The organism is Streptococcus sp. 121, from assembly GCF_016458205.1.
Taxonomy (GTDB): Bacteria; Bacillota; Bacilli; order Lactobacillales; family Streptococcaceae; genus Streptococcus.
Window position 1 is genome coordinate 1 of the sequence record NZ_JAEMED010000049.1, and the last position, 13,982, is coordinate 13,982.

The window sequence follows — 13,982 nt, forward strand, 5'->3', positions numbered from 1 at the left end:
GATAAACAATGGTTTGCTTACCTTCTTTAACTTCACCAGTTTCTGGAGCATCTCCTTCATTTGAACGAACTGGTTTTGTTGTTGAAAGAACGTATGTTTTGCCGTCTTTTTCAATTTCAGCTGGTTTAGTGCCTTGGTATGCTTCACCAATTGGGCTGTCTTCTGGTTTAACCACTGTTGGATCTTTAAGTTCTTCTTCTGTACCTTCAATCACGTAACGGGCATTAACTTCGCCACCGACTTGTTGGTAAACATAAGTAACTTCTTTCGTTTCTTCTGTTACCTTACCAGAAACTGGATCACTACTTTCCAAATGGCTGTCAGAATCAACTTTACCTACTGGGTAGTCTCCGGCTGGGACAAGTTTGTATTTCTTGCCGTCCTCAGTTGTGATGGTTTCGTCTTTTTTGTCATCGGTGTTGTAATCAGAATCAACTTCACCGTCTTCTACATCTTTAACCGGATCCTTGATTGGAGTTCCGTTCTTATCAACATAGTTAACAACGACATCACCCTTAGGTTCTTCTTTCAAGACATATTGATAAACAATGGTTTGTTTACCTTCTTTAACTTCACCAGTTTCTGGAGCATCTCCTTCATTTGAACGAACTGGTTTTGTTGTTGAAAGAACGTACGTTTTGCCGTCTTTTTCAATTTCAGCTGGTTTGTCACCTTGGTAAGCTTCACCAATTGGGCTGTCTTCTGGTTTAACCACTGTTGGATCTTTAAGTTCTTCTTCTGTACCTTCAATCACGTAGCGAGCGTTTACTTCGCCACCGACTTGTTGGTAAACATAAGTAACTTCTTTCGTTTCTTCTGTTACCTTACCAGAAACTGGATCACTACTTTCCAAATGGCTGTCAGAATCAACTTTACCTACTGGGTAGTCTCCGGCTGGGACAAGTTTGTATTTCTTGCCGTCCTCAGTTGTGATGGTTTCGTCTTTTTTGTCATCGGTGTTGTAATCAGAATCAACTTCACCGTCTTCTACATCTTTAACTGGATCCTTGATTGGAGTTCCGTTCTTATCAACATAGTTAACAACGACATCACCCTTAGGCTCTTCTTTTAATTTATAAACATAGGTGATTTTCTTAGTTTCTTCAGCTACTTTACCTGTTACCGCATCTGTTCCAAGATCCTTATCCGTTTGCGCTAACGTTGTAAGGTTGCTGTCCTCACCTACAGTACCGACTGGATAGGATCCCGCCGGAACCAATTCATAAACCTTACCGTCTGCAGCTGTGATGGTGGCTGGACGATTGTCGACTTTAGTATCATAGTCCGTTCCAGTATCTTCTTGGTTAACATCGATGACTTGTGCTTGAAGAGTATTTCCTTCTGTATCCACATAGTCTACCAGAACGGAACCTTTTTGAAGTTCATAGTAATAGACAATCCGGGTTGTCCCTTCGACAACTTTACCATTTTCAGTACCGGCAACTTCGTCAATCCGCTTATAGACTTTACCGTCAGCAGTTGTAATTTTTTCAGGACGGTTATCAGTTGTCGTATAATCTGTACCGGTTGATGTAGCAGTAGTATCTACTACCGCACCTTCCCAGGCACGTTTTTCCTCGGTTTCAGTGTCTGTGACACTACCGATTGTCTTACCATCTGAAGATGTTCCCGTAATCGGGGTTCCATCTTTTGTCCGATAAAGAACAACAACATCTCCCTTAACCTCTTGATAAATGTAGGTTACCGTTTGGTCTTCTTCTTTTACTTGACCAGAAGCTGGCGCACTTGAAGTTAAATGGTTGTTGTTATCTACCTCTCCAACTGGATAGTTTCCAGCCGGAGCAAGCTTGAATGTCTTACCTTCTTCTGTCTTAATGGTGTTCGGCTTATGATCCCCTGTGTCATAATTGGAGCCAAGGTCTCCTTCCTTGGTGTCCGTCACCTGCTCAACAAGTTGATCTCCATCAGGTACCTTAAGAGTATTGCCGTCAGTATCCTTGTAGGTTACATAGACGTTCCCTTTCTTTTCATAATAGTAAACAACGGTTGATGATGGCTCCCAATTGTTTACAAACGCCACTCTATTCCCAGCATCGTTTTTGCTAGTTGCAACTGGTATTCCCTGACTAATCCGATCGCCGCTCACCATTGTTGCAGATGAAGGGAGATTCATAAACTCAGAGAATTTAGGTGTGGAATCATTGGTCCCTCTCAAACGAGCAAGGTAGTAGGCATTAGCATCTCGTGAAACGTATTGCGCTTGTTCTGGTAAAGTATCAGTTTCAGTAATTACTGACGGATAGTAAATCTTGTCAGAATATGTTGTATATTTACTGATATTGTCAAAGAAGTCCTTAGCAGAAGGATCACTATCTGTCACAGCTCGAGGTAGAATGTAAGCCGTAACTTCCATTTTACCCTCATCATCAAGGTAGACTCGCTTCAAGTATCGCGTTAACGGAATTTTTTGATCATTGATTACTGACTCAAAAGTCTGGCGTTGTACAACAACATTACCTTTATAATTAGGCTCTCCTGGGTTCCCTAAATTTCCATTTCTATTTTTAGGTTCTTCTTTATCTACATATTTATATCCAGAAATATCAAGTGGAGCCGTTGTAAAGCCATCGCCTTCCCAACCTTCTTGCCAATGATCCTCACGAACTGGTGTTGTTGTCTTCTCCCCTTCTTTATATTCATAATATTTCGTCACTTGACGGGTATACTTTGGAACTCGTAAAGAAACTGTTTGAGGGGATGCACTCGGAACAAAAGAGTCAACAAAATAATAAAGTCGCTGCAAATTATGATTAGACGCTGTATTAATAACGATATTATTCGTTGTAACCGTAAAGTAAGGACCTCCAGGACGCCCATTAAAAGCATCAATCCGAGTACCATTCACCATTGGTAATGTTTCAGTATTACCAATTTGATTCAAGTTTTCATCAAAAACACTTACATAAACCGTGGTTGGTCTGGTTGTTGTTGCATTATCATCTGCAAATGGTGGAACATCAGCCGAATAAACATAGTAGTCATTAGTAACTCGATTTCGGATAACAGAGAAGGTATAACGTCCCTCTTTTTTATCCGTTGGAAGTGGATTTGCAGTTTGAGGCAGAATTGCATACCCTTCCTCCGCCTGACCAGTGTTAGTTTGTTCAGTGACCCTGAAAGCAGATGGTAAGCCAGGTGCATGTCCTGCTCCAGGACCTCTAGCTGAATTAATATACTTCTGATAATTGCGGTTGAAGGTGAGGGCACGAATCTGCTCCTCTGTCAATTGTGAGAAGAGCTCTTGTGTCATTCTAAAATTTCCGAAGGAATAAACACCCAGTTGAGCAATGTCTCGAGGCGACATGTTCTTAAGGCGTTCACCTGTTAGGAGATTGCTGATGACTTCTTCGATTCCTTCATCAGATAGCACAGCTTCATGCTCTTCGGTACTTGTATGTACACGGTCAGCAGGTTCTGTTGGTGTATTCGCAACAACCGCTGAACTTATTGGAGCACTTGCAGGAGTCACAGAAGCGTCTGTTTCTACTGAGGCTTCCTTGTCGTTTTGCGCGACGGTAGCATCGGTAGATTTCTCCTCGACTTTTTTATCTGCTACGTTTTCAGCGTCTATCTGCTTTTCTTCCACGACTGGTGCTTCTGCTTTCGCTTCTGTCACAGTTGCGGTTGAAGTTTCGGGTTGAACTTCAACCTCGGTCACAGTAAGCGATGTGCTACTAGCCTCTGTCACGGGCTGGGATGGAGCCGTTAACAAAGGATCCGGGAGAGCATCTTCTCCACTGGCCTCTGTTCCAGAAATAGAGGTCTCCGTTCCCTCTTTAGAATTTTCTTGCTCTGCAGCTTGAGCTACCTCACTCCCTACAGAAAGCAGGGCACCCAAGAAAACGCTAGCTAGGCCGAAATGGTATTTCCTTAGCGAGAAGCGTTGTCTGCTGGAATACCAATCAAAACCCTTACGTTTTTTCATGTGTATATACATTCCTTTCCTATTTTATTTGTAAATAGTTTTACTCTTAGAGTATATCATATATCCTTTTCATTTTTTACAAAATAAGCTACGAAAAAAAAAAAAAAAAAAACGGCACTTTTAAAAGTTGCACGTTTTTATGTGTCATAAATGGCATTTCCCTTTAAATTTGACAGTATATTCCTAACCACATAGAAAGCCTAAGAATATGGTATTTCCATGATCTTTTGGAATATTCTCAGTAATATTTTTTCCCTAAAAATTCATCCGGCAAATCATGAAAGGACTTGCCTTGATGGAAGCTCAAAAATTTACCTAATAAAAAGGTGTATGCATCTAAGCGACTCTCATAGCGAATCCAGGCATCACGCGCCATCTCATCTTTTTCCTCCTCCCAAAGACGACGACTTTCGGTAACAGCCATCTCATTGGTTGTGACTTGTAGTTTTAACCACTGCTCCATATCCTTTAAAAATTCCTGTTCTTTCATTTGGTTTCTCCTCTGTTTTTTAATTGTAACTTCACGACTGCTTCGGTTCGAGCAGTATGAGGAAACATATCCACTGACTGAATATAGTCCACCTGATAGATTTTTGCCAAGGTTTTCAGATCGCGAGCTAGTGTTGAGACGTTACAAGAAACATAAACCATCTTTTCGGGCTTAAATTTCAGAATCGTCTGTAACAGCTTTTCATCCAAACCCGTTCGAGGTGGATCCACAATCAGGGCATCGGCACGATAGCCTTCAGCATACCAACGAGGGATAATGCTCTCCGCTGTTCCCGCTTCATAATGGGTATTGGTAAAGCCCATTTTTTTAGCATTAACCTTGGCATCTTGTATAGCCTCTGGTACTATATCCATCCCACGTACAGATGCGACTTTATCCGCAAATGCAAAACCAATTGTTCCCACACCACAGTAGGCATCTATCAAATGGTCTGTCTCCCTAACATCCAAGGCCTTGACAGCCTCTTGGTACAGAACCTCTGTCTGCTGAGGGTTCAGCTGATAGAAGGCTCGTGGAGACAATTCAAAACTGTAGTCCAGCACCCCTTCCTGGATATGCTCAGGTCCCCAAATAATTTCGGTCTCGGCTCCATAAATGTCACTGGTCTTCCGTGCCTGAATGTTTATGGCAATCGTTCGGATAGCTGGAAAATCAGTTGTCAAATGCTTGACCACTGCGCTCAAGTCCAAACGCCGGCTCAAGACAAAAATCATATGTACCTGCCCGGTTTTACGAGCCCTGCGAACCATGACAGTCCGAACTCCCTGCTCTCTACGTTCATCGTAAACCGGTATCTGCAAATCATCCAATAACTCAGCCGTTCGGTTGATGATGGTTTGCGTCACCTTATCTTGAACCAGGCAGTCCATCACTGGCACCAAACGATGGGAATTCTCAGCGAACAAACCCGCAGCCACCTTATCTTTCACGCGCCTTGTCTGAAATTGCAATTTCCCTCGATAGTACACCGGTTTCTTCATCCCAAGAGTCGGACGAAGCTCATACTCTTCATAACCTTCTGGCTTGAACTTTTTCAATGCCTGTTTCAAGACATCCTTTTTAAATTCCAGCTGTTTGCGGTATTGGAGGTGCATAATTTGACAACCCCCACAAGTTTCATAGATGGGACAAGCAGGATCTACTCGGAAACGGGATGCCTTATTCACCTTGAGCAGACGCGCTTCCGCATAATTGGGCTTTACCCGACTAATCTGACAGAAGACTTCCTCCCCTTTTAGCGCACCTGGCACGAAGACCAAGGTCCCCTTATGAAAGCCGATGCCTTCTCCATTTATGCCCATTCGTTTTATTTTTAGTGGAATTCGTTGTTTTACTTTCATACCCCTTATTTTACAATAAAAAAGGTATAATAGACCTATGAAAATCACAAAACTTGAAAAGAAAAAACGGCTCTATCTCCTTGAAACCGATCACGGGCAAACCTTCTACATCACGGAGGACACCATCGTCCGCTACTTCCTATCTCAAGGCAAGGAAGTTACAGGTGACGAACTGGAAGAAATCCGAGCCTTCGCCCAAATTTCCTACGGTAAAAACCTGGCCCTCTACTACCTCTCCTTCCAAAACCGCAGCAAGAAAGAAGTTCACGACTACCTTGTCAAATACGACATCGCCCCCGCTCAGATCACCATCATCCTCAAGGATTTGGAGGCCGACAACTGGATTAACGACCAACGCTACTGCCAAAACTATCTGGAAGGAAAAATCCGAACTGGCAACAAAGGCCCCTACCGACTACAAGAAAAACTCAAACAAAAAGGGATCTCCCCTGACCTCATTTCTCAAGCCCTCCAAAACCTCGACTTCGCCCCCCTAGCGCTCAAAGAGGCTGAAAAACTCCAGCGCAAATACAGCCAACGACTGAGCCACCGCAATCTCAAGATCAAACTCCAACAAACCCTCTACCAGAAAGGATTTGACTCCGAGACTATCCGCTCGGTCCTTCCTCAATTAAACTGGGAGAAAGACAGCGAAACCGAGGATACCCTTCTCGAAAAAGAACTCGACAAAGCCCTCCGCCGCTACCAAAAAAAATACGACGGCTTCCAACTCAAACAAGCCCTGACACACGCACTCCTACGGAAAGGCTTTGAGTACGACCGCATCAAGGAACAAGTCGATCAAACCCTTCGCGACCTGGATGAATCCGATTAATACTCATTCAATTTCAAAATCTGACCTTGTCAAGTCTGACGGTAACCTATTGATTGCGTGCAAGCACGCCCTATCGAGTCCATTCAAGAAGCCCCCAACCTCTTAAAGAACGAGACGGAATCAGATAAATTGTCATCGGTATAACACTTTCGGGATCTTTCCCTCCATCATTCTCCACCTTTTTTGAGCATATTTTTTGCACTCCTTTCTTTAGGCGTGCTATGATAAAAGTCAAACAAAGTTAGAAAGGAGAATCCTATGAAAAACACCTATACATCACCTCTTGTAGAAGTTGTTACATTTGATCAAAATGATATTGTTGTAAATCTTGCAACTTCTGGAGAAACAATTGGGGAAGTTCAATTGGAGGGAGACGCGGAATAATTTCTAAATCTTCCCAAGAACCTAAATCATTGCTGAGGGGACAATTCCCTCAGCAACGGTTTTAGGAATGAACTTCATTCGAAACCTCGTATCCATTCTCTCCTATGATTGGTTCGAGTACACTAACGATCAATGGTATTGATTATTAAAAAAGATATCTATAAAAGCCTTCCAATGACTAGAAATCAGATTTAGTCATTGGGAGGCTTTTTTGAGGTATAGTCTTTTAGTTTGCTTTTAGTACAAGGCAGCGAGTCGTAGACAGTACTGAAGTACGGCAAGACGAGCTAACACAGTAATAAAAGATAAACTAAAAGACTATAATACTCATTACATTTCAAATTCTGACCTTGTCAAGCCTGACGATGAACTTATTGATTGCGTGCTTTGTACGCCTCATCGAGTATCTTCAACAGGTCTCCCAGAGCTGTTGAACTACCATCATCGGCTTTCCTCGTCATCTCTTTGAAAGTTTCGAGTATTCTGATTTTGAAATTAGTTAAGTATTAAAATGAACCCTTTCCCGTTTTTAGGCTTATTTTTTCATCTTCCATAACGATTGTAATTCATAAGCAACCCGGTCTTTCCGATTCAGGGCGGCATCACCTAATCGGTGGGCCCAGCCAAGAGGGAGAAGGATCGGGTATTTTTGGACATAGGGATACTTGTGTTTGATGAGTTTGGACGGCAGGAAAATACGCTTCCAAGTATAGACTAGCGAAGCTACTAGAGGTGAAGAGTGGTCTTGATGAACCGCCTTTAGGCGATTCTCTACATGATGCTCAAAGGTTCCATAGGCTCCTTGTGTGAGGATAACATCTGCCACTGGATTCAAATCCTCAGACCACTTTCCAGTTTGGAACCAGGCATCTGTAATGGCCAGGATAGATTGATGGAAATCAATCAATTCCAAGTCCGCTAGACCTTTGTTAACCAGACCCCAGTCTAACTGCTGCTCGTATTTTTCTAAAAAGATAAAGATGTCCATCACTGAACGAATCCCACTTCCACCTTTAAAATAATGTTTTGCAAAATGAGCAACCATAAAGAGATAAAAATCTTCTAAGCTCATCCGATAGCGATAGTCTCCTTGGTCGGTCAGAATGGAGGGTGAGGTGATTCCTGCTTGGAAGAAGGGAGCATAGGGTTCTTTCTGATCAAATAAATACCGATGGATTTCAACCTCAATTCGATAAAACCCTTTATCCATCCGGTAGGTATCATGATTGGACAAACCATAATCAATATTTTGATAGCCCGTCTGCCCTAATAGATCAAAAACTTTTTGCGCATCTTCAGGATCGATTAAAATATCGAGATCACCAAGGTAGCGGTAATCGAGCTGGGGATAATCATGGATCAAAACCGATCCTTTTAAGGGCATATGCTTGATTTTTTGCTGACTAAACAACTGACTCAAGCGTTCCAATTCTGCCATTTGGTTCATTGTTTTGATAATATTCCCGTCTCGATTAGCTTCCCATTCCCTCAAGAGAGATTCAGATGGCTGCCGTTCTAATTGTTCAATCGCATAGAAACTAATCCCCTCAATACAGTGAAATTTCGCAAACTGATAAATCTCTTCAAAAGTCAACTCCGCCGGTTTTTCCATTGGCTTCTCGCCTTTCAAAACCGATCCTAGCAAACTGACAAGATACAAGCCGATTTGTTTGTTCATGATTTTCTTTCCTGAACCCTTCCTTTTTCTAATTGGATTTGGCGATCACAAACCTCTAAAGAGGCTGGTCGATGGGTCACTATGATGCATGTTTTTTCTGTTAACCCAGCAATGCTGGCTAAAACTTTCTTTTCAGTGGTTTCATCCAAGGCGCTGGTGGCTTCATCTAACAGTAAAATCTGAGCCTGTGATAGGAATGCTCTAGCCAAGGCCAAGCGTTGTTGCTGGCCTTCAGATAGGGTTTTTCCTTGTTCCCCCAACAGATGATCCAATTGTCCCGGAAGCTCACGCACAAATTCCGTTGCTGACGCTTTTTCCAAGGCCTCCCATATCTCTTCATCCGTTCTGACTCCCTGCCCTAGCAAGAGGTTATCGCGAATAGTCCCCGAAAATAGAGCATGCCCCTGTGGAACATAGGTAAAGAGAGAACGAATTTGAGCAAGACTGAGGTCCGAATAGCAATAGTCTCTATTCTTGACCCTTAGTTTGAGAACTCCTTCCTCTGGCTCATACAATCCTAGCATGAGGTAAAAAAGTGTACTTTTCCCATTCCCCGAAGTTCCTGTTAAGGCAATTTTGTCCCCCGCAGCAATATTTAATTGAACTTCCGATAATATTTTACCCTTATCCGAATAGGAAAAATCAACTGCTTCAAATGAGAGATTTTGGAACTCCAATTCCTCCTCCGGATAACTGGACTCCTGAGACTCTACATCCACCTCTTCTAACGCCATCAAGCGTTCACTACTCGCTAAAAGTGCATAATAGCGGTTGGTTAAATTCGATAAATTCGTGATTGGTAGCATTACATTATTCACAAGCTGCATCAAGGCCACCAGTGTTCCGTAACTGATCTCCCCACGAGCAATTTGAAAGCTCCCCAAGCAAATAACCAGCAGCGAACTAATCTGTACACTCCCCTGTTTCGCTAGGCTACTTATAGAGGTCAACCTACGCCGTTTTTTTCGCGTTCTCTCATAGTCTCCCTGTAAAGTCCCAAATTTCAAAAGACCTTGGGACTCTGCTCGGAAAGCCTTAACCACTACCAAGTTGGTCATCATTTCCTGTAGAAAAACTTGCAGCCTGTCTTTAGAACCCTGCACGGCTCTATGAACTTCCTTAAATTTTTTTCGAAATAAAAGATTTAAGGAAAATAAGATTATCCCGGCTAGTCCAAGCCAAAAAGTCAAACCAGGTACCAATTGGTAGAGTAAATAAAAGGACAACAAAATATTGACCCCAATTCGCAAGGAATTGGGAATCAAGACTGCGAGCCCACTCGTGACAATTTCAATATCTGAAAAAAAGCGAGTCAGCCATTCACCAACAGCCGTCTCCCGCACCGCTATGTATGGCTTCACAAAGATTTGTTCCAAAACCCGTTTCCGAAACAAGACCTCCAAACGAGTTTGTAACAAATCTTCCATTGCAGGGAGCAATAAACGCAACATCAACTGTAAAACAGCCAATAGGGCCAAAACTAGCATTTGTGTCAAAAGAAGTGACTGATCCCCACCAACAGCCGCATCAATGACCGATCGACTCTTTGAAATAAAAGCGATCCGCACGATTGAGAAGAGAACGCTGATCAGCGAAAGGAACAGAACAGTTCCCTGTAAGAATTTTGTCTGACAGTAAAGCCAGCGAATGATGTCACGGGGTCCCATGAATTCGCCCCCTTCTTAGTTTCCGATAGACCTTCAAAATGAAGAAGCGCAGGATCCACGGTTTACACCAGAACCACCGATAGAGAGAACTTTTCACATTCCTAAAATCAGCCGTTCGCCCCCGACGTTGGTAATTCACCAATACAGCTATAACTTGATCTGCATCGGGATATTCAAAATAAGTACAGTTATCCCCATTCAAAATAAGAGCCCCGTTTTGAATACGGGCCACCCGATGTAACACCAAGATGCGATCCCTACGACGATACAAAACAATATCCCCCACATGGATTTCCCCAAAAGAATCCAGAGATTCCAGGGTTACTAAATCTCCATTACGTAAGGCTGGATACATACTATTCCCTTGAGCCTGTAAAATATGGTGGCCCTCTACTGCAAGATGTTCCTCAATACTTCGTTTCTGCATATATGCCTAGTCTGTCAGTAGATTTTCACGCGCCAACAAAGCCAAGAAGGCCCCTACATCTTTTTGAGCCAGTTCCTGATCAATCCCATACTCCTCTTGCAGAGCCAGAACGAGACTTGCTTCCTCAGCCCCCTCCTGTAAGTGCCTCCACAAGAACTGCGCAGACTCATTCAATTTAATCATCCCTTGAAATTCCTGATTGCGCTCACCAACCGCAACAACCACATACTGATTTCCCAATTTATTCAACACAAAATCAGATTTAATTTTCATTTTTAGTTCATCCTTTCTCAAAAACGAATATTCGAAACAGCTTGAAATCTGAATCAAAAACAAGCATTGCTTCCTCCTTTAACCGATGCTGACTTAACCAGTCTCAGAAAAAGCGGATTCCCACGTTTAGAATTTAAAATGCAATGAGTACTAAGAACTCTGTTCCTCAAGCCATTTACTGGACCCAAGTCCCTTGTGCATCCCTTGATAAGCCAATTGAGCGGCTGCTTCCGATATCGTACATTCCAAAATATAAAAAGGGATGTTTTGGATGGTCCAGTCTAGCAAATTCATCAATTTTGCTAATTTCACAGGATCCTTAGGCAATCGTAATTGAGGAAAGAGGCGATCCATGACTTCATCTTGACTGGCTAACCGCATCCGATTCTGAGCGCCCCTCTCCAGAAAACAAATTCCCTTTAAGGGAACTTGCACATTTGTCTCCCAACCTTCTTTTCCACACCAGGGAGTTCCAGCCGCTAGCAATTCCTCCCCGCGTTTAAACAGAAACGGCTTATCCCCGTTCACAACAAACGCTTTTTCCCCAAAATACTGCAACCATTGGCGAACATGGGTACTCTTTCCCGTTCCAGATCGAGCAGTGAAGGCGAATGCCTCTCCCCCGACAGCTACTACAGCTGCATGTAGAAAGAAGGCATCAAAACCCAGGATCTGGTCGCAGAGGACTGCTAGAACAGCTGTAATTTCATGAACTCCTCGGGAAAAATTTTCCTCCGTCATCACTTGAAAAAATTCAATATCCTTATCCGTAACAGAAATCTGGATATCAGCCTTCACACCAGTATCCGCTATCAGATAGTTCTGCACAAATGGCCGAATTTCTGGATACCGCTCTTGAATGTCAACACTTACTCCCGCGATTTCTATTCGCATACTCACTCCTCTTCCTATTCTTTCAATCTGAAAGGCCTTCTGATAAAACGGCCATAACGTAAGCAAGGGTGGAAAAGTTTCCTCTCCCAACCCTTCAACCAACCTATATCGTTCACGAATACTCTTCCAAAATCTCCCTAGCCATTATCATCTATGTTATACCCTATTTGGAAGCTGGGGCAAAAGTCTCAACCTTCCTATTTTAGTTAGCGGAATAACGTTTACGCAGCAAGTTCAAAACCATTCCAGAGATTTCAACCTTCAGCAGTTCACCTCCTAGGCAATTTGACTTTCATTCATAAGTAGCTACAACCCCTATGAATAAAGGAAAAACAGGCATCACGTAGAGCTGAACACTTTGTTTATAGTAGCATGATTCCACAAAAATAACAAGGGAAGTGAACTCCCAAAAACCTCCCTCAAGCGAATCTCAAAGCAAGCGCTACTTTTTAGCAAACCAAACCTAGCTCCCCCACTTCACTCAAATCTTTTTAAGACATCCTCTTTCTTTTTATGATATACTTATACAGTAAGTGTATTGTAGAAAGTTGGTAGCTTATGAAACTTCCAAAAGAAGGCGACTTTATTACAATTCAAAGTTATAAGCATGATGGGAATTTGCACCGCACTTGGCGCGATACCATGGTACTAAAAACAACAGAGAACGCCCTCATTGGTGTCAACGACCATACACTGGTTACCGAGAGTGATGGTCGTCGTTGGGTGACACGTGAACCAGCCATTGTCTATTTCCACAAGAAGTATTGGTTCAATATTATCGCTATGATACGCGATAATGGCGTCTCCTACTACTGTAACCTGGCCAGCCCCTATTACTTGGACCAGGAAGCCCTTAAATACATTGACTACGACCTCGATGTCAAAGTTTTTGCGGATGGGGAAAAACGTCTACTGGATGTAGAAGAGTACGAACGTCATAAAAAACAAATGAACTACTCCGAGGATATCGATTTTATCCTCAAGGAGAATGTCAAAATTCTAGTGGATTGGATTAATAATGGCCGTGGACCTTTCTCCCAATCCTATGTAAATATTTGGTACAAACGCTATTTAGAACTCAAAAATCGGTAAAGTTAGCCTTAGGGGTCGTGTGGGTTCCACCTACCCCTTTTAGTTATACTCTTTAAACTTCAAATTTCGATACTCTTTGGAGTTCAAAATCTGACGTTATCAAGCCTCTTTGATGAACTTACTGATTGCGTGCCTTGCACTATCATCATCTGCTGTCCTCGTCATTTTTTGAAATTCTTCGAGTGTTCTTATTTTATAGTCTGTTAATTTGCTTTTAGTACATGGCAGCGAGTCGTAGACAGCTCAAAATCTCTGGGGGAGATTTTGAGCTTGCTGAGTACAACTTTTGAAGAAAGTTTCAAATAGGTACGGCAAGACGAGCTAACACAGTAATATAAGATAAACTAAAAGACTATAAAGCTTTCGAAAACTGACTAGGTATATATAAGAAAGGAATTGCCATGGCTTTTTCAAACCCTACTGAACGTTATGCCTCCTTTGGCATTGTCACCAGTCTTCCCTCTGAACTCATTGATTCCTTTTGGTTTATTATCGATAAAAATTTGCAAGGTGTCTTTGACCTTACTTCACCCTTGCATTTTAGAATCCTGAAAACGGCAACGAATCAGGTTACCATCGAATACCGGAGCTCCCAAACAGCTTCTTGGATTCAATTCGACCTCCCCTATTCCTTTAATCCACGTTATCCTCGGGAAGTCTACATCGTAGAGCAAAACAATACCCAAGTTATCGTTTTACCAGACGAACTAAACGGGTGAAAAAAAGCCAAACCGCCGTTGCGGTTTGGCTTTTTTATCCATTCCTCTTCCTCCAAGGATTTTTGTAGTAAGAAATAGATTGGTTATAACCCGAATTATTCATACCCTGAATATCTTTGCGTAACTATCAAAAAAATCATCAGAAACAAGCAATAAATAATTGCAATTCTGATGATTTTTATGAACGATCAAGCTTTTCTATAAATAAAGATGGGT

Annotated in this window: 12 protein-coding genes; 4 read left to right on the forward strand and 8 right to left on the reverse strand. The window is 42.4% G+C overall.

Going from position 1 to position 13,982, the window contains the following annotated elements; all coding sequences use genetic code 11:
* The 3 genes from JEQ21_RS08670 to rlmD form a co-directional block, all read right to left on the reverse strand.
* On the reverse strand, positions 1–3,946 hold a 3,946-nt coding region (locus tag JEQ21_RS08670; RefSeq protein ID WP_199365083.1), incomplete at its 3' end, for a MucBP domain-containing protein.
* 238 nt (positions 3,947–4,184) lie between these two features.
* Positions 4,185–4,436, reverse strand: a complete 252-nt coding sequence (locus JEQ21_RS08675) for a DUF1912 family protein (RefSeq protein ID WP_196092150.1) — start codon at positions 4,434–4,436, stop codon at positions 4,185–4,187.
* The gene (gene rlmD / locus JEQ21_RS08680; protein WP_196092151.1) at positions 4,433–5,797 is read right to left on the reverse strand and encodes a 23S rRNA (uracil(1939)-C(5))-methyltransferase RlmD; all 1,365 of its coding nucleotides are present in this window, start codon (positions 5,795–5,797) and stop codon (positions 4,433–4,435) included. Before rlmD ends, JEQ21_RS08675 begins: the two co-directional genes overlap by 4 nt.
* Before the next feature lie 37 nt (positions 5,798–5,834).
* Here rlmD and recX point away from each other — a divergent pair, with 37 nt between their 5' ends.
* Together recX and JEQ21_RS10125 are read left to right on the forward strand one after the other, a co-directional pair.
* Positions 5,835–6,632 carry a recombination regulator RecX gene (gene recX / locus JEQ21_RS08685; protein ID WP_199365084.1) on the forward strand — a complete coding sequence of 266 codons (798 nt, stop codon included), beginning with the start codon at positions 5,835–5,837 and terminating at the stop codon, positions 6,630–6,632.
* Between the two features lie 258 nt (positions 6,633–6,890).
* Entirely contained in the window at positions 6,891–7,016 is a 126-nt protein-coding gene (locus JEQ21_RS10125) for a hypothetical protein (protein ID WP_267904634.1), read from the forward strand.
* 535 nt (positions 7,017–7,551) lie between these two features.
* On the opposite strand, the gene JEQ21_RS08690 is transcribed toward JEQ21_RS10125, so the two are convergent.
* The 5 genes from JEQ21_RS08690 to JEQ21_RS08710 form a co-directional block, all read right to left on the reverse strand.
* Positions 7,552–8,694 carry a nucleotidyltransferase domain-containing protein gene (locus JEQ21_RS08690; protein ID WP_199365085.1) on the reverse strand — a complete coding sequence of 381 codons (1,143 nt, stop codon included), beginning with the start codon at positions 8,692–8,694 and terminating at the stop codon, positions 7,552–7,554.
* Complete coding sequence (locus JEQ21_RS08695) at positions 8,691–10,361, reverse strand: ABC transporter ATP-binding protein (RefSeq protein ID WP_199365087.1); 1,671 nt, start codon at positions 10,359–10,361, stop codon at positions 8,691–8,693. The genes JEQ21_RS08690 and JEQ21_RS08695 overlap by 4 nt, the downstream gene beginning before the upstream one ends.
* Positions 10,348–10,788: a S24/S26 family peptidase gene (locus tag JEQ21_RS08700; protein WP_196092155.1), complete on the reverse strand. Its 441-nt coding sequence runs from the start codon at positions 10,786–10,788 to the stop codon at positions 10,348–10,350. Before JEQ21_RS08700 ends, JEQ21_RS08695 begins: the two co-directional genes overlap by 14 nt.
* Before the next feature lie 6 nt (positions 10,789–10,794).
* Entirely contained in the window at positions 10,795–11,061 is a 267-nt protein-coding gene (locus JEQ21_RS08705) for a PqqD family protein (RefSeq protein ID WP_199365089.1), read from the reverse strand.
* Between the two features lie 150 nt (positions 11,062–11,211).
* On the reverse strand, positions 11,212–11,955 hold the full coding sequence (locus JEQ21_RS08710; RefSeq protein ID WP_199365091.1) for a hypothetical protein: 744 nt from the start codon (positions 11,953–11,955) through the stop codon (positions 11,212–11,214).
* A 558-nt stretch (positions 11,956–12,513) separates the two neighbouring features.
* Between JEQ21_RS08710 and ntdP the strand changes: the two genes are divergently transcribed.
* Positions 12,514–13,047, forward strand: a complete 534-nt coding sequence (gene ntdP, locus JEQ21_RS08715; RefSeq protein ID WP_135037582.1) for a nucleoside tri-diphosphate phosphatase — start codon at positions 12,514–12,516, stop codon at positions 13,045–13,047.
* A gap of 401 nt (positions 13,048–13,448) precedes the next feature.
* Complete coding sequence (locus JEQ21_RS08720; protein WP_199365093.1) at positions 13,449–13,766, forward strand: DUF960 family protein; 318 nt, start codon at positions 13,449–13,451, stop codon at positions 13,764–13,766.
* The last annotated feature ends 216 nt before the right edge of the window (positions 13,767–13,982 follow it).

Excerpts from the sequence above, each read along its gene's own strand:
- JEQ21_RS10125 (WP_267904634.1), top strand. The coding sequence starts at position 6,891 with ATGAAAAACACCTATACATCACCTCTTGTAGAAGTTGTTACATTTGAT.
- JEQ21_RS08675 (WP_196092150.1), bottom strand. The coding sequence starts at position 4,436 with ATGAAAGAACAGGAATTTTTAAAGGATATGGAGCAGTGGTTAAAACTA.
- JEQ21_RS08710 (WP_199365091.1), bottom strand. The coding sequence starts at position 11,955 with ATGCGAATAGAAATCGCGGGAGTAAGTGTTGACATTCAAGAGCGGTAT.
- JEQ21_RS08695 (WP_199365087.1), bottom strand. The coding sequence starts at position 10,361 with ATGGGACCCCGTGACATCATTCGCTGGCTTTACTGTCAGACAAAATTC.
- ntdP (WP_135037582.1), top strand. The coding sequence starts at position 12,514 with ATGAAACTTCCAAAAGAAGGCGACTTTATTACAATTCAAAGTTATAAG.
- recX (WP_199365084.1), top strand. The coding sequence starts at position 5,835 with ATGAAAATCACAAAACTTGAAAAGAAAAAACGGCTCTATCTCCTTGAA.
- JEQ21_RS08700 (WP_196092155.1), bottom strand. The coding sequence starts at position 10,788 with ATGCAGAAACGAAGTATTGAGGAACATCTTGCAGTAGAGGGCCACCAT.
- JEQ21_RS08690 (WP_199365085.1), bottom strand. The coding sequence starts at position 8,694 with ATGAACAAACAAATCGGCTTGTATCTTGTCAGTTTGCTAGGATCGGTT.
- JEQ21_RS08720 (WP_199365093.1), top strand. The coding sequence starts at position 13,449 with ATGGCTTTTTCAAACCCTACTGAACGTTATGCCTCCTTTGGCATTGTC.
- rlmD (WP_196092151.1), bottom strand. The coding sequence starts at position 5,797 with ATGAAAGTAAAACAACGAATTCCACTAAAAATAAAACGAATGGGCATA.
- JEQ21_RS08705 (WP_199365089.1), bottom strand. The coding sequence starts at position 11,061 with ATGAAAATTAAATCTGATTTTGTGTTGAATAAATTGGGAAATCAGTAT.